Origin of the sequence: Candidatus Chryseopegocella kryptomonas (assembly GCF_001536065.1) — a bacterium.
Taxonomy (GTDB): Bacteria; Bacteroidota; Ignavibacteria; order Kryptoniales; family Kryptoniaceae; genus Kryptonium; species Kryptonium kryptomonas.
Genome location: NZ_CZVW01000014.1, coordinates 1 through 14765, shown reverse-complemented (window position 1 = coordinate 14765; position 14765 = coordinate 1). Strand labels below are relative to the sequence as shown.

The following is a 14765-nucleotide window of genomic DNA, read 5'->3' as shown; positions in this document are numbered from 1 at the left end:
TTTACATCGTCGGGAGGTGTCTCTATGTTTGAAAACATCGGATTTGGAGAATTACTTGTAATTGCTTTGTTCATTTTGATATTTTTTGGACCGAAGAAGATTCCTGATATAGCAAGAACTTTGGGAAAAGCAGTTCGTGAATTTAGAAAAGCAATGCAAGATGTCCAGAGCGAAATTCAAAGCGTGACAGGGATTGATTTAAATTCTGAAATAAATCAGATCAGTTCCGAAGTCAAGGAGTTAGCTGATAAACCGATTGAGAGGGCGAATGAACTTGATGATTTAAAATTTGTGAAGCAAGAAGAACAAATTGTTGAAAAATCAGAGCAAATAATTGAGAGAAATGAATTATCAAAGGGACGGAACAATTCGGCTGGTAAAAAAACGAAGATGAGATCATCGTCAAGAGTTAAAGTTAAATCTCGCTCGGGTGTGAAAACAAAGTCAAAAGAAAGATGAAGGTTAAAAAATTTGATGTTTTGACCTATGATGAGATAAGAGAAAAACTCACATCGGGGGAATTGACCTGTGAATCTCTTGTCAAAAGTTATCTGGGTAAGATAAAAGAGTTTAGGAGGTTAAATGCTTTTATCAGTGTTTTTGAAGAAAAAGCAATTCAAAGGGCTATTGAGATAGATGAGAAGATAAAGTCCGGGGATGCTGAGAAACTGGCGGGGATGGTCATTGCGGTTAAGGATAACATTTGCATTAAAGATGAAAAATGCACATGTGCGTCAAAAATACTTGAGAATTTTATTTCGCTTTACAACGCAACCGCTGTTGAAAGATTGTTAAAAGAGGATGCAATCATAATCGGTAAGACAAACCTTGATGAATTTGCGATGGGTTCATCAACTGAGAATTCTTACTTTGGACCCACGCTTAATCCTTATGATGAAGAACGTGTTCCAGGAGGTTCAAGCGGTGGGAGTGCAGTTGCGGTTGCAGTTGGACTTTCAACGACTGCGCTTGGCTCTGATACGGGTGGCTCAATTAGACAACCAGCTTCTTTTTGCGGTGTTTATGGTTTGAAGCCAACTTATGGAAGAGTTTCAAGATTTGGTCTTGTTGCGTTTGCTTCTTCGTTTGATGTAATAGGTCCATTTGGAAATTCAACAAAAGATGTAGCTCTTGTTCTTCAAGTTATCGCTGGTCGTGATGAATTTGATTCAACATCGGCGGATGTTCCAGTTCCGGATTATTTGAGTTTTCTTGATAAAGATGTTAAGGGTTTAAAAGTTGGCATACCGCAGGAGTATTTTTCACAGGGGCTTGATGATGAAATAAGGGAAGCGATTGAAAGAAGAATTGATTTTTTGAGAGAAAGTGGCGCAATTGTTGAAAAAATCTCGCTTCCGCACACTGATTACAACATTCCAACTTATTACATACTTGTAACTGCGGAAGCATCCTCAAACCTTGCACGTTATGATGGAGCAAGATACGGGTTCAGAGCAGAAGGTGTGAAAACTTTATATGAAATGTATGTTAAATCAAGAAGTCAAGGTTTTGGAGCCGAGGTTAAAAGAAGGATAATGCTCGGGACATATGTTTTATCTGCTGGATATTATGAAGCATATTATAGGAAAGCTCAAAAAGTGAGAAGATTGATAAAAGAGGACTTTGATAAAGCATTTGAGAAGGTTGATGTGATAATAACTCCGACATCGCCAACTACAGCTTTTAGGATTGGTGAAAAAGTTGACGATCCGCTTCAAATGTATCTATCGGATATTTACACGGTCTCTGTAAATCTTGCTGGTGTTCCGGCGATAAATGTTCCAGCTGGTTTTGATAGCAAAGGATTGCCGATTGGAATGCAAATTATTGGCAATCAGTTTGATGAAGGGACGATTTTGAGGGTTTCGGATTTTTTGGAGAAAAATTACGATAAAAAGGTGAATAATGATTAACGAATTGAAGTTAATGTTTGAGGATAAAGCAATAGCTGAAAAATAAAAAGAAAGTTGCCATATATGTTTTCGCTTGCAGAAGCCGAGATCTCAAAAGGTAGTAAAATTGGAATGGAAATTGGAACAATAAGAGAACAGATTTTAATTGCTTTACTGATTTATAAATTTGGAACTGACAATGTGGAAATTGCTGGTATAAATTCTCCTGACTTTGATCTCAAATTATTTGGGTTTCCTGTCTCAATCAAAACAAAAACAGGTGCTATTCCTAAAAGAATTATACGCCTTTCCGGAAGTGGAGTAAAATTAATTTGGACTGTTGATTGGAATAAAGTTGATGAATTTTTTAATTCATACGAACCGAAAAGCGAATTATTACTCGTTGAAGTTGTATGGGAGAAAAATGGTGGTTTTTATTATTTCCCACTTGAAACTCAAAAAGAAATTTTTGAAAGTTTAGGCAGAGAAAAATACATTTTTAAGCATCGCAAGGGAACTAATCCAAGAGGTGTAGAGATAAGTAATTTAGGTCTGATTGAACTTGCAAACCATTACCGGACAAGAAAAATTGAAATAAATTGGCAAAGACCTGAAAAAAAGATTGATCCATATGAACCTTTTAGGAGGTGGATTGAATTATGGGAAAGAGATTAGGGACAAAAACGAGTTCATTTGGCTCGCCCGGTAGAATAAACCACGATTCTTCAATTTTCTATGCGCGAAAACTTTTTCAGGACTTACCAAAAGAAGAAAATGTTGAATATGTGGAGAATAAAATTCCCGACGAATACTTAAACAAAATCTTTTGTAAATCAAGCGAAAAAATGGAAGAAATTCCTGATAATTCCGTTCATCTTGTTGTGACATCTCCGCCTTACAATGTTGGAAAAGAGTATGACGATGATTTAACATTAAACGAATACAGGGAATTTTTGAAAAGAGTTTTTTCGGAAGTAAAGAGAGTTCTTGTTCCTGGCGGGCGACTGGCGATAAACATAGCAAATCTCGGAAGGAAACCATATTTACCGCTTCACATTTATGTAATTGAAGATATGCTTTCACTTGGATTTTTGATGCGGGGCGAAATTATTTGGAATAAGGCAGGAGGCGGAAGCCCATCAACTGCTTGGGGCTCGTGGCTTTCGCCTAAAAACCCAACTCTTCGCGACCAACACGAGTATATCCTTGTTTTTTCAAAATCTTCATTGACAAGACCTAATCCGTTTGAGAGAGAAAGCACAATTTCAAGAGAGGAATTTCTTGAATTTACAAAGAGTGTATGGACATTTCCACCTGAATCTGCTAAGAAAGTCGGGCATCCAGCTCCTTTTCCCGTTGAACTTCCTTACCGACTTATTCAACTTTACACTTTTAAAGACGAAGTTGTTCTTGACCCATTTATGGGGAGCGGGCAAACGGCAATTGCAGCTCTTATGGCAAACCGAAAATATATTGGGTATGAGATAAACAAAAATTATGTAAAACTTGCGGAGCGAAGAATTAAGGAATTTTATGCAAGTTTTCAGGATAAACTTTTGTAAAAATAAAATTCAAGAGAAAAATGGCAATACTTGTTGACAAAAGCACACGGCTTGTGGTTCAGGGAATAACCGGTGGTGAAGGTTCTTTCCACACAAGGCAAATGATTGAATATGGAACAAATGTCGTCGCTGGCGTTGTCCCGGGGAAAGGCGGAACTTTCTTTGATGGTAAAATTCCAATTTTTAACACTGTTCGTGAAGCGGTTGAAAAAGAAGGTGCAAACACATCAATTATTTTCGTTCCCGCACCATTTGCACCAGATGCTATAATTGAAGCAGCGGATGCTGGAATTAAATTAATCGTCTGCATTACAGAAGGAATTCCTGCAAAAGATATGATTCAGGTTTATGAGTATTTGAAACATACGCAATCTCGCTTAATTGGTCCGAATTGTCCGGGTGTAATTTCACCAGGCAAAGCGAAAGTTGGTATAATGCCGGGATTTATTCATAAAGAGGGAAATATCGGAATTGTTTCAAGGAGCGGAACACTGACTTATGAGGCGGTGAAACAATTAACAGAGCTTGGGTTTGGACAATCAACTTGTGTTGGAATTGGTGGTGATCCTGTTATTGGTTCAAAATTTACGGACATTATAAAACTTTTTAACGAAGACCCGGAAACAGAAGCGATCGTAATGATAGGTGAAATTGGTGGAACGGCTGAGGAAGAAGCAGCGGAATTTGTTAAGAACAATGTTGATAAACCTGTTTTTGGTTTCATTGCTGGTAGAACTGCACCTCCCGGAAGAAGAATGGGTCATGCTGGCGCAATTATTTCGGGTGGAAGAGGAACTGCCCAGGAAAAAATGAAAGCGTTATCCGAAGCAGGAATTTATGTGATTGAAAATCCAGCTGTTATAGGTGAGACGGTTAAAAAAGTTTTGGGTGAAAAACCGAAGAAAAAAGTTTTCATTATGTCGTCTTCAAAAGCAAAAAAATCAAAAACCGCAAAATCAAAGAAATCAAAAGTTTCAAAACAAAGTAAAAACAAAAAAAGGAGATAAACCTTGGAAAGAACGCTTGCAATCCTCAAACCCGACTGCGTCAGAAAAAATTTAATCGGAAAAGTTATTGCACATATTGAAGAAGCTGGATTTAAAATCGTTGCTATGAAAATGCTTCGCTTAACACCAGAGCAAGCATCGGCGTTTTATTATGTTCATCGTGAAAAGTCGTTTTATAATGACCTTGTGAAGTTTATGAGTTCAGATAGAGTTGTTGCTCTCGTTCTTGAAAAAGAAAATGCAGTTGAAGATTTCAGAAAATTAATCGGTGCAACCGACCCAAAAGAAGCAGATGAAGGAACGATAAGAAGGTTATATGCAGACAGCAAACAGGAAAATATAGTTCACGGCTCAGATTCCGTTGAAAACGCTAAAATTGAAATAGCATTCTTTTTCTCCCAGAGTGAGTTAATCGCAAATGGAGTTGATTGATAAATTAAATCACGCACAAAGATGAAAAAATTGATTATGTTAAACCTTTTGATTTTCTCTTTGCTTTTTTCGCAAGAAAAGAGAGTTAAAATTGGCGCTGAAGTTTTCCTTGAAAAGCACCTTGACTTGATAAGGGGTAAGAGAATTGGAATTGTGACGAATCATACTGGGATTTTGCCAAACGGAAGACATATAGTTGATGTTTTAAACGAAATTCCAGATGTAAAGATAATTGCACTTTTTGGACCTGAACATGGGATAAGAGGTGAAGTCCCTGACGGAAAAAGCATTTCACACGGGGTTGATACGAAAACGGGTATAAAAGTGTATTCGCTTTATGGTGAAGTTAAAAAGCCAACGCCAGAGATGTTGAAAGATATTGATGTTTTGATTTTTGATATTCAAGATGTTGGAGCGAGATTTTACACTTACATTTCAACTATGAGCTATTGTATGGAAGCGTGTGCGGAGCAAGGGAAAAAATTTATCGTTTTTGACAGACCAAATCCAATTCGTGGTGTTTATGTTGATGGTTCGGTGCTTGAGCCAAAGTTTAAATCATTTGTTGGGCTTCATCCAATACCTGTTTCACACGGAATGACGGTCGGCGAACTTGCGAAAATGTTTAATGAAGAGGGATGGCTTGAAAATGGAGTTAAAGCTGATTTATTCATTGTAAAGATGGAAAATTATTCAAGAAGAATGTGGTTTGATCAAACGGGATTGCCGTGGATTAAGCCATCTCCGAATATGATGACTTTGAAAACTGCAATAGTTTATACAGCAACTTGTTTCATTGAAGGGACAAATGTTTCAGAAGGCAGAGGAACGGAGCATCCTTTTGAATGGATCGGTGCGCCGTGGATTGATGGAAAAAAACTCGCTGATGAACTTAACAGTTACAATCTTCCGGGCGTAAAATTTGAACCAATTGAATTTGTTCCAGTTGATATTGAAAAAGTAACCGTTGATCCAAAATACGAAGGTGAAAGATGTGGAGGTGTTTATTTGAATGTTTATGATCGTGAAAAATTTGAGCCGGTTAAAACAGCTGTTTATATACTTTACACATTGAAAAAGTTATATCCGAATGAGTTCAAATGGCGAACCGCAGGGCAGGATAGATTATGGGGAACAGACAAAGTTAGATTGATGATTGACGAAGGGAAAAAGCCGGAAGAAATTATAAAATCGTGGAAGGACGGACTTGAAAAATTTTTGAAAATACGGCAAAAGTATTTGCTGTATAATTAAATTTGGAATTTTTGATGAAAAGAAGGAAACCAGAGACGATACTTGAAGAACTTGAAAAATTTGTTCGTGATCTTGGAATAACTTTGAGATATGAAAGAGGCGATTTTGAAGGTGGATATTGTGTTTTGAAGGAGCAGAAAATGATCGTGATAAATAAAATTGCAAACACGCAGAAGAGAATTTCGCTTCTTGCACAAAGCATAGTTGAAATGGGAATTGATGAAGGTTTAATGAGTCAAACGGTTAAAGAGATAATTGAAGATGAGCTTGCAAAATTAAAAATCGCAAAGGAATGAAGATTCTCATAATTCACGGAGTAAATTTGAACATTCTCGGGAAGCGAGAGCCGGAAATTTACGGGACTTTGACGCTTGATGAGATAAATGAAATTTTGAAAAAAGAATTTCCAGATGTTGAGTTTGAGTTTTTTCAGTCAAATTTTGAAGGTGAAATAGTTAACAAGTTAAACTCTTTGATTGATTCCGACTTTGATGGTGTCCTGATAAATCCGGGCGCTTTTACTCACTATTCTTATGCGATAAGGGATGCGATATCTTCTTTAAAAATACCAGTTGTTGAAGTGCATTTATCAAACATTCAGTCAAGAGCAGAGCGTGGGGAGAAATTCAGAGCAAAAAGCGTCATCTCTCCAGTTTGTAAGGGTTATATTGCAGGTTTTGGATATTTGAGTTATATTTTGGGTGTAGAAGCAATTGTCAAATCAAAACAGTAAAATTTATGAGATCTGCTGAAATAATTTTCATCGTTGAGGAAGATATTGAGGGTGGATATACAGCAAGAGCGTTTGATTATCCTATCTTCACAGAAGCAGACACAATTGAAGAGTTGAAGGAAAAAATTAAAGATGCGATAAGATGCCATTTTGACGATGAAGAAGAGATACCAAAGATTGTTAGATTGCATATCGTTAAAGATGAGATTTTGCATCTATGAGCAAAATCCCGAGAGATGTATCCGGAAGGCAACTTGCCAGGCTTTTAAGCAAGTATGGATATAAAATAACAAGAGAGACAGGAAGCCATATTAGATTAGTTTCAAGATATCATTCAAACGAGCACAAAATTACGATACCAGACCATAAGTCGTTAAAAATTGGGACTTTAAATTCAATTTTGAATGAAGTTGCAAACTACTTAAAGATTCCCAAGGATGAGCTTTTGAAGAATTTATTTTGATTGTCAAATCGTTGCAGGTTTTGGATATTTGAGTTATATTTTGGGTGTAGAAGCAATTATCAAATCAACCCAGATAGGAAAATGATAAAAGCGGTTATATTTGACCTTGATAATACGCTTGTTGATTTTATGACGATGAAAAGACAGGCGATTGATGCAGCAATAAGTGCGATGATTGATGCGGGTTTGAAAATTTCTTATGAAGAGGCGAAGCAGAGGATTGATAGAATTTACGCTGAAAAGGGGATTGAGTATCAGCAGGTTTTTGATGACCTTTTGAAGGAAATTTACGGAAGGATTGATTATAAAATTCTTTCCGCAGGGGTTGTCGCATACAGGCGTGCTCGTGAAGCTGCTCTTGTCCCGTATCCACATGTTTATATGACATTGACGACGCTTCTTAAAATGGGTTTGAAACTTGCCGTCATTTCGGATGCCCCAGCTCGTGAGGCATGGTTGAGATTGTGTTATTTAAATTTTCACCACATCTTTGACCATGTTATAACTTTTGATGATACAGGGGAAAGGAAACCGAGCCCGGTTCCATTTTTGAAGGCGCTTGAACTTCTTGGAGTTGAACCACACGAGGCGATAATGGTTGGAGATTGGGCTGAAAGAGATGTCGTCGGGGCGAAAAAAGTTGGAATGAAGACCGCTTTTGCAAGATATGGAGACACATTTAACACGCAAAATCCAGAGGCAGATTATGAGTTGAACGATATTATTGAACTCATTGACATAATCAAAAAAGAAAATGGTTGGCTATGATAATTGGAGTTGGAGTTGATATAGTTGAAATTGAAAGATTTAAGAACTTAACAGAGAAATGGGGGGAACATTTTTTGCAAAAGATTTTCACACAGCGTGAAATAGATTATTGCCTTTCAAAGAAAAACTTCCATCAGCACCTTGCCGGAAGATTTGCAGCAAAAGAAGCAATAAGCAAAGCAATCTCAACCGGATGGAGTGGAATTTTCAGATGGAAAGATGTTGAGATTTTAAATGATGAAAATGGGAAGCCAGTTGTTGTCCTTTATAATCAGCTTAAAGAACAGTTCAAATCTTGTTTTTTCCATATCTCAATTTCACATTCTTTAAATTACGCTGTCTCTTTTGCTCTTGTTGAAAAGAATTAATCTAAACCAAAAAGGATCTAAACTATGCCAGTTGTGAAGCCATTTTCAACAATTGCCGAAATGTTTGATGTCATCACAAGGCATTTTATTGATTCTGAAAAACCAGCTTATCTTTACAAAGTTGCTGGCGTTTATAAGCCACTTTCTTATAAGGAACTAAGAGAAATGGTTGAACTTACAGCGTGCGGACTTGCTGCGCTTGGATTGAAAAAGGGAGATAAAGTTGGAATAATCTCGGAAAATAGAATTGAATGGATAATTGTTGATTTTGCGATGACAACAACGGGAATAATAGATGTCCCGGTTTATCCGACTTTAACTGCAAAACAAATTGAGTATATTTTTAACAATGCGGGTGTAAAAGCAACTTTTGTTTCAAATCAAGTTCAACTTTCAAAAGTTGAAAAAATTTATGACAATGTTAAATCGCTTGACAAAGTTATAATTTTCACAGAGAAAGGAATAACTGCGCCGGAGTATCTTTTAAGTTTAAAAGAACTTATGGAGCTTGGGCGAGATTTTAGGGAGAAAAATCCAGATTATTGGATAAACATGATTCGTGAAATTAAGCCGGAAGATATTTTAACGATAATTTACACATCTGGGACAACGGGCGAGCCGAAGGGAGTCGTTTTAACACATAAAAATCTTGTTTCAAACATTTTAAGTGCAACGCAAGTTGTTCCGATGACGCCTGAGGATACATTTTTATCATATCTACCGTTTTCACATTCATTTGAAAGGATGGCGGGGTTTTATGCAGCGTTTGCCTGCGGTGGGATTGTTGCACTTGCGGAAAGCATTGATACAATCGCACAAAATCTTCTTGAGGTTAAACCAACTGTTATGACAAGCGTTCCCAGATTGTTTGAGCGACTTTACAACAGGATAATAAAAGGAGTTGAATCAGGACCTGCATTGAGAAAGAAAATTTTTTATTGGGCTCTTGATGTTGGGAAGAAATATGTTCAAGCAAGCAAAAAAGGGAATGTCCCGGCGTGGCTTAAAGCTCAATATGCGCTTGCGGATAAACTTGTCTTCTCAAAGTTAAAAGAGAGGACAGGAGGAAGGATAAAATTTTTCGTTTCTGGTGGAGCTGCTCTTGCAAAGGAACTTGGTGAATTTTTTGAAGCTCTTGGAATTAAGATAATTGAAGGATATGGTTTGACGGAAACATCGCCTGTTTTGACTGTTAATCGGCTTGATGATTATAAATTTGGGACGGTTGGGAAACCAATTCCCGGGGTTGAGATAAAAATTGCAGAAGATGGGGAAATTCTCGCACGTGGACCAAATGTTATGCTCGGTTATTACAACAATCCTGAAGCAACCGCTGAAGCAATTGACAAGGATGGATGGTTTCACACGGGCGATATTGGCTACTTTGATGAAGATGGCTTTCTTGTTATCACAGATAGGAAAAAACATATCTTTGTCAGCTCCGGTGGTAAGAACATTGCCCCTCAACCTATTGAAAGTTTGCTCGTTCAATCAAATTACATTGATCAAGCAGTTGTAATTGGTGAAGGTAAGCCATTTTTGACAGCTTTAATTGTTCCTGATTTTGAAGCAATAAATGATTACGCAAAGCAACAGGGAATTCAGTTTCAGGATGAAAAAGAGTTATTGCACAGGGATGAAATTTATAGATTGTTTGAAAGAGAGATTAAAAAAGTTAACAAAGAGCTTGCACAACACGAGCATATAAGGAATTTCCGTTTGCTTGAAAAACCATTTACGATTGAAGATGGAGAATTGACACCAACATTAAAAGTTAAGAGGAAAGTTGTTGAGCAAAAGTATAAAGAACTAATTGAGAAAATGTATGAGGAACTTGGCGTTTGAGATAGCGATGGTGATTTTGTTTTCTGGTTTTATTTTTTCGCAAGGGCAAAAATATGTCAAGATTAATGTTTTGTCCAATTGGGATGGTAAATCCGATAAATTTTTTCTTGGTGTAAAATTTTCAATTGATAAGGGCTGGTATATTTACTGGCGAAATCCCGGAGATGCTGGGCTTCCACCTGAAATTAAATTAACACTGCCGAATTATCTAAAAGCTGGTGATGTTCAATTTCCATTGCCACGGAAGATCGTCCACAGTGATATTATTTCGTATGGATATTACGATGAAGTGATTTTGTTAATTCCAATTCAATTTGTTTCAAAAGTTGATGTTAAAAAATTAGACTTGATAAAAGTTGATTTGAGCTGGCTCGTTTGCAGTGAAAGTTGTGTTCCGGGCAAAGCGACAGTTGAATATAAAATCAAACCATCAAGCAAATCTGAAAAATCTGAGATTGAGAAATACAAATCTTTTTTGCCGAAAAAATTTGAGGAGTCAGGACTTAGGGTTAAAGATTTTAAAGTTGAGAAGAAGGGGAGCGTGAATTATGTCAAGATTCAACTTTCGGGCAAGGATGCAAAAAAAGTAGTTGATTTTTATCCGGATGTTTCCGATAAATTTATCATTGATTTAAGAAGTGTAAAGGTCAAAGATGGTGTAATTGAGTTAATGGCTAGTTCAACAAGTTCAAATGAGACGATGAACTTTTTGAGTGGTATTATCGTCGTAAATAACGAAGGTTATGAAATCAATTTAAACTTAACAAAAACAAAATGAGGTGGTGAAATGAATTTGATTCAAGCAATTGGAGTTGGGGCTTTAATTTTGGCGATGGCAATTTTCTCTGGGGAAGATAAAAAAGTTGAAGTTGGAAGCGTTGTTCCAGATTTTAGTTTAAATGATTTGAATGGGAAAGTTGTTAAGTTGTCTGATTTTAAGGGTAAAATTGTTGTTCTTGAGTGGACAAATCCGAACTGTCCATTTGTTCAGCGTGTTTATAGAGAGAAGATAATGACGACGGTTCAGAAGGAATTTACAGAGAAAGGCGTTGTTTGGTTGCTTGTTAATTCAACAAATCCGAAACATCGTGATTATAGGGAGCCAGCAGAGTTGAAGAAAATTTACGAAGAATGGGGTGCTGTGTATACTGCATATTTGATGGATCCAGATGGAAAAGTTGGTAAAATGTTTGATGCGAAGACGACACCACATATGTTTGTAATCGGCAAAGATGGAAAACTTCTTTACAGTGGAGCAATTGATGATGATCCGAGAGGCGAAAAGAAGGAAAAAGTAAATTATGTTAGAAATGTTTTGAATGAAATTTTAAGTGGGAAACCAGTTAGCGTTTCTGTGACAAAGCCATACGGTTGCTCTGTTAAGTATGCGGAGAATTAAAAAATTTGACTTTTTTAGTTTGGGAAATTATATTATAATTGCAAACATAAAGAGCGCGAGTAGTTCAGTTGGTAGAACACCAGCTTCCCAAGCTGGGTGTCGCGGGTTCGAGTCCCGTCTCGCGCTCTTTAAAAATTTTATGGCGCGTTCGTCTAGTGGTCTAGGACACCGCCCTCTCAAGGCGGAGATCGCGGGTTCGAATCCCGCACGCGCTACTAGCTCTTGACAAGTTAAAAAATTTTTATTATATTCCTTCTGAAAACGCTTTATTAAAGGCGCACCTTGACATAGATTGAAAGAAAAAAATTATTTCAGAAAGCACCTGCCGAAAAAGGAAAAGTTAAGTAAAACAAAAATCAGGAGGTGCGCTGAATCGTAAAATTGCTAATTCCTGCCTTTGATTCATTTCAATAAAATTGGCGTCTTCTTAGTTAAACATCTTTTTAAAACTCATACGGAGGTTAAGCTATGAAAAAATCTCTGTTAGTTTTATTTGCTATTCTTTTAGTTAGCACAGTTGCTTTTGCACAGCTTGGTGCAATAAGAGGTAGAATTACAGATGCCCAAACAGGGGAGCCATTGCCTGGGGCAAATATCTTCCTACTTAACACTGTTTACGGCGCAGCAAGCGATGCTGCGGGATTCTACATTATAAGAAACATCGTTCCCGGAAATTACACTTTGGTAGCAAAATATGTGGGTTATCAAGAATTTAGACAAAGTGTAAGGGTTACGCCCGGGGACACAGTTACAGTTAACATCAGATTATCACCAGGGCTTATAACAGTAAGCCCGATTGTTGTCACTGCGATTGGAACAGAAGAGGAGCGCGCTAAACTCGGGACTTCTGTTTCAAGCGTTACTGGTGAGACGGTTTTGAGAACTGGTTATACAAATGTTATTTCATCTATTGCTGTAAAGGCGCCTGGTGTATTTACTATTGAAACTGTTGGCGATCCAGGTGCAGCGACAAGAATTGTCCTTCGTGGTCCGAGATCACTTCAAACGGCAAATGAGCCATTAATAGTTGTTGATGGTGTTCCGATATGGAACTCAACTTTTGGAGCAAGCGTTGGCAATGTTTCAACGATTTCAAGAAATGTTGATATAAACCCGGAGGATATTGAATCAATTGAAATTATGAAGGGACCAGCAGCAGCTGCTATCTGGGGAGCAAGAGCTGCAAATGGTGTTATAGTTATAAAGACAAAGTCAGGTACATTCTCATCGCAGAGAAAAGTTAGATTATCTTTGAAAGGGAGAATCCATTCAAGTGAGCTTTTGAGACCATTCCCGTTGCAAAGGGAATTTGGTCAAGGGCAATATGGTAACTTCGTATTTAACTCCGCTCTCAGTTGGGGTGATAGAATAGCAGATAGACCAGGTGGACCGGATTCACTGCAAATTCCAACTCATCCATATTCAAGGATAATTGTTAAAAGATCAAAAGATACCTATGACCATGCGACAGAGCTTTTCCGCAAACCAATCACATGGAATGGTTCAATTGAAGTAAGTGGTGGTGATGAATGGGGTAACTTTTATTTGAACGCAGAGCGCCTTGAGGAGCAAGGAATCATCCTTGCAAACAGCGATTTCAAGAGAACTTCCATAAGAGCGAATGTTTCAAGAAGATTTGCTGAAAATATAAACGCCAGGGTTAACGCAGCGTATGTTAGGACATCAACACATCGTGTTCAGCAGGGTTCAAATATAAGTGGTCTCTTGCTTGGTGCTTATAGAACGCCACCAGATTTTGATAATAGACCTTATCTATCCCATCTATCCCATCTTGAACCATAAATCACACCCATTTGATAACCAGTAACAGCTCTTGAGCTTGGGTCAACGAAACCAGCAAGCCCAACTGATTCAATCCCAGGTGCAAGTTCAACAACTTTATTCCTGTTTTGCGACCAGTTAATTGTTGTCGTCCAGGAGAAACCACCAAATCTAAGCCATTCAGCAATTATTTGCAACTCGGTTCCTTTATTTTCAATCTTCGCCGTATTTGCCCATCTCGTTGAATATCCACTTGACGGTGGAACTGCAACATTGAGGATAGCATCTTTGGTGTTATTTACATATCTTGTTGCGCTTATGCCTAACCTATCGTTGAGGAATTTAAGATCAAATCCAAATTCTGTCTCAGTTGTCAATTCAGGTTTAAGATAAGGATTGCCAAATTGTGCAGATTGAACAGCACCACCACCATAGTAAATCGCGTTTATCACAGGACCCCAACCGTTTCCAAAGCTTGCATTGACATAATATGTTTTTGTTACATAAGCTGGTGGTCTTACACCAGCAACACCAACAGCTGCACGAACTTTACCAAAGCTCAGCAAAGTTTGATTTCTTAACACAGGAAGTTTTGTAAATTCCCACGCAACGCTTGCGGATGGGAAGAAATATGTCATATCAACACTTGTTCCATAGGTTGAAGCACTCTCATTTCTTCCACTCAAACGAATGTAAAGTTGATCAAGAACATCAAAACCAAGTTCACCATAAAATGCACCAGTTCTTACTATCGTCTTACTTTCATTAGGTAAATAATCAAGTGTGTTCAAAATGTAATCCGGTGCTTCTGGGATTATAAATCTTGTTCCCTGGATGTATGTATCATCTGTTTGCTCGTGATCAAGATGGAAGCCAAGTAAAGCCGATGCTGAAAGGAGTGAGCCAAGTTGATATTTGAATCTTAACATCAAATCTGTGTTAATCTGGAACTGTGAGATTACATCACGAATAATTCTTCCTGTTGGAACTGCTGCGTCTTGAACTGGCCAAACTTGATTCCTGCGGTCTGTGTAATAATCAGCCCCAATACGATAAGTGATCCCAAACCACTTGAATGGATCATAACTTATCTCAGCACTTCCAAAAATTCTATCAGTGTAGAAGAAAGATGGGTTCTTATAAATTGTGAAGAACGGATTGTTATAACCTGCTGTTCTGTTCGGATCCGCCTCCGAATTTCTGTATGACCTGTGCTGATTCGGTATCCTTGCTCCAGTCGTTGGTGAAACATAAGTTACA

Annotated in this window: 18 protein-coding genes and 2 tRNA genes; 19 read left to right on the top strand and 1 reads right to left on the bottom strand. The window is 37.7% G+C overall.

The window, feature by feature from the left end:
- Positions 1-24 precede the first annotated feature (24 nt).
- From AWW83_RS06715 to AWW83_RS06625, 19 genes are all read left to right on the top strand, one after another.
- Complete coding sequence (locus AWW83_RS06715; protein WP_092350204.1) at positions 25-459, top strand: Sec-independent protein translocase subunit TatA/TatB; 435 nt, start codon at positions 25-27, stop codon at positions 457-459.
- Entirely contained in the window at positions 456-1913 is a 1458-nt protein-coding gene (gene gatA, locus AWW83_RS06710) for an Asp-tRNA(Asn)/Glu-tRNA(Gln) amidotransferase subunit GatA (protein WP_092350202.1), read from the top strand. Before AWW83_RS06715 ends, gatA begins: the two co-directional genes overlap by 4 nt.
- Before the next feature lie 63 nt (positions 1914-1976).
- The gene (locus tag AWW83_RS06705) at positions 1977-2567 is read left to right on the top strand and encodes a ThaI family type II restriction endonuclease (protein ID WP_092350200.1); all 591 of its coding nucleotides are present in this window, start codon (positions 1977-1979) and stop codon (positions 2565-2567) included.
- On the top strand, positions 2552-3454 hold the full coding sequence (locus tag AWW83_RS06700) for a DNA-methyltransferase (protein ID WP_092350198.1): 903 nt from the start codon (positions 2552-2554) through the stop codon (positions 3452-3454). Before AWW83_RS06705 ends, AWW83_RS06700 begins: the two co-directional genes overlap by 16 nt.
- A gap of 20 nt (positions 3455-3474) precedes the next feature.
- Positions 3475-4461, top strand: a complete 987-nt coding sequence (gene sucD / locus AWW83_RS06695; RefSeq protein WP_092350196.1) for a succinate--CoA ligase subunit alpha — start codon at positions 3475-3477, stop codon at positions 4459-4461.
- A 3-nt stretch (positions 4462-4464) separates the two neighbouring features.
- A complete protein-coding gene (gene ndk / locus AWW83_RS06690; RefSeq protein ID WP_092350194.1) occupies positions 4465-4893 on the top strand; it encodes a nucleoside-diphosphate kinase in 429 nt (142 codons plus the stop codon).
- A gap of 21 nt (positions 4894-4914) precedes the next feature.
- Complete coding sequence (locus tag AWW83_RS06685; RefSeq protein ID WP_200753995.1) at positions 4915-6147, top strand: exo-beta-N-acetylmuramidase NamZ family protein; 1233 nt, start codon at positions 4915-4917, stop codon at positions 6145-6147.
- Positions 6148-6161: 14 nt separating this feature from the next.
- Positions 6162-6443 (top strand): hypothetical protein, encoded by a 282-nt coding sequence (locus AWW83_RS06680; RefSeq protein WP_143713912.1) that lies wholly within the window; start codon positions 6162-6164, stop codon positions 6441-6443.
- Positions 6440-6880 (top strand): type II 3-dehydroquinate dehydratase, encoded by a 441-nt coding sequence (gene aroQ / locus AWW83_RS06675; RefSeq protein ID WP_092350188.1) that lies wholly within the window; start codon positions 6440-6442, stop codon positions 6878-6880. Before AWW83_RS06680 ends, aroQ begins: the two co-directional genes overlap by 4 nt.
- Positions 6881-6885: 5 nt before the next feature.
- Positions 6886-7101 carry a type II toxin-antitoxin system HicB family antitoxin gene (locus AWW83_RS06670; protein ID WP_092350186.1) on the top strand — a complete coding sequence of 72 codons (216 nt, stop codon included), beginning with the start codon at positions 6886-6888 and terminating at the stop codon, positions 7099-7101.
- A complete protein-coding gene (locus AWW83_RS06665; protein WP_092350184.1) occupies positions 7098-7343 on the top strand; it encodes a type II toxin-antitoxin system HicA family toxin in 246 nt (81 codons plus the stop codon). The genes AWW83_RS06670 and AWW83_RS06665 overlap by 4 nt, the downstream gene beginning before the upstream one ends.
- A gap of 81 nt (positions 7344-7424) precedes the next feature.
- Positions 7425-8111, top strand: coding sequence for a TIGR02253 family HAD-type hydrolase (locus AWW83_RS06660; protein WP_092350182.1), 687 nt, complete (start codon positions 7425-7427; stop codon positions 8109-8111).
- Positions 8108-8479: a holo-ACP synthase gene (acpS, locus tag AWW83_RS06655; RefSeq protein WP_092350180.1), complete on the top strand. Its 372-nt coding sequence runs from the start codon at positions 8108-8110 to the stop codon at positions 8477-8479. The genes AWW83_RS06660 and acpS overlap by 4 nt, the downstream gene beginning before the upstream one ends.
- 24 nt (positions 8480-8503) lie before the next feature.
- On the top strand, positions 8504-10324 hold the full coding sequence (locus tag AWW83_RS06650; protein WP_092350178.1) for an AMP-dependent synthetase/ligase: 1821 nt from the start codon (positions 8504-8506) through the stop codon (positions 10322-10324).
- Complete coding sequence (locus AWW83_RS06645) at positions 10305-11102, top strand: protein-disulfide reductase DsbD domain-containing protein (protein WP_092350176.1); 798 nt, start codon at positions 10305-10307, stop codon at positions 11100-11102. Before AWW83_RS06650 ends, AWW83_RS06645 begins: the two co-directional genes overlap by 20 nt.
- A gap of 9 nt (positions 11103-11111) precedes the next feature.
- Positions 11112-11723, top strand: coding sequence for a thioredoxin family protein (locus AWW83_RS06640; RefSeq protein ID WP_092350174.1), 612 nt, complete (start codon positions 11112-11114; stop codon positions 11721-11723).
- 53 nt (positions 11724-11776) lie between these two features.
- Positions 11777-11849, top strand: a tRNA-Gly gene (locus AWW83_RS06635).
- 15 nt (positions 11850-11864) lie between these two features.
- A tRNA-Glu gene (locus AWW83_RS06630) sits at positions 11865-11938 on the top strand.
- Positions 11939-12191: 253 nt separating this feature from the next.
- Entirely contained in the window at positions 12192-13526 is a 1335-nt protein-coding gene (locus AWW83_RS06625) for a carboxypeptidase-like regulatory domain-containing protein (RefSeq protein WP_092350172.1), read from the top strand.
- Here the strand turns inward: AWW83_RS06625 and AWW83_RS06620 are convergent.
- Positions 13493-14765 (bottom strand): TonB-dependent receptor domain-containing protein (locus AWW83_RS06620; RefSeq protein WP_143713911.1); only part of this gene is annotated, 1273 nt, incomplete at its 5' end. The two genes, AWW83_RS06625 and AWW83_RS06620, sit on opposite strands and share 34 nt — an antisense overlap.

Bases quoted from the DNA above. Each gene is read 5' to 3' on its own strand.
- aroQ (WP_092350188.1), top strand. From the start codon at position 6,440: ATGAAGATTCTCATAATTCACGGAGTAAATTTGAACATTCTCGGGAAG.
- acpS (WP_092350180.1), top strand. From the start codon at position 8,108: ATGATAATTGGAGTTGGAGTTGATATAGTTGAAATTGAAAGATTTAAG.
- AWW83_RS06680 (WP_143713912.1), top strand. From the start codon at position 6,162: ATGAAAAGAAGGAAACCAGAGACGATACTTGAAGAACTTGAAAAATTT.
- AWW83_RS06640 (WP_092350174.1), top strand. From the start codon at position 11,112: ATGAATTTGATTCAAGCAATTGGAGTTGGGGCTTTAATTTTGGCGATG.
- AWW83_RS06715 (WP_092350204.1), top strand. From the start codon at position 25: ATGTTTGAAAACATCGGATTTGGAGAATTACTTGTAATTGCTTTGTTC.
- gatA (WP_092350202.1), top strand. From the start codon at position 456: ATGAAGGTTAAAAAATTTGATGTTTTGACCTATGATGAGATAAGAGAA.
- AWW83_RS06625 (WP_092350172.1), top strand. From the start codon at position 12,192: ATGAAAAAATCTCTGTTAGTTTTATTTGCTATTCTTTTAGTTAGCACA.
- AWW83_RS06645 (WP_092350176.1), top strand. From the start codon at position 10,305: ATGAGGAACTTGGCGTTTGAGATAGCGATGGTGATTTTGTTTTCTGGT.
- AWW83_RS06660 (WP_092350182.1), top strand. From the start codon at position 7,425: ATGATAAAAGCGGTTATATTTGACCTTGATAATACGCTTGTTGATTTT.
- AWW83_RS06700 (WP_092350198.1), top strand. From the start codon at position 2,552: ATGGGAAAGAGATTAGGGACAAAAACGAGTTCATTTGGCTCGCCCGGT.
- AWW83_RS06670 (WP_092350186.1), top strand. From the start codon at position 6,886: ATGAGATCTGCTGAAATAATTTTCATCGTTGAGGAAGATATTGAGGGT.
- sucD (WP_092350196.1), top strand. From the start codon at position 3,475: ATGGCAATACTTGTTGACAAAAGCACACGGCTTGTGGTTCAGGGAATA.
- AWW83_RS06650 (WP_092350178.1), top strand. From the start codon at position 8,504: ATGCCAGTTGTGAAGCCATTTTCAACAATTGCCGAAATGTTTGATGTC.
- AWW83_RS06685 (WP_200753995.1), top strand. From the start codon at position 4,915: ATGAAAAAATTGATTATGTTAAACCTTTTGATTTTCTCTTTGCTTTTT.
- AWW83_RS06705 (WP_092350200.1), top strand. From the start codon at position 1,977: ATGTTTTCGCTTGCAGAAGCCGAGATCTCAAAAGGTAGTAAAATTGGA.
- AWW83_RS06665 (WP_092350184.1), top strand. From the start codon at position 7,098: ATGAGCAAAATCCCGAGAGATGTATCCGGAAGGCAACTTGCCAGGCTT.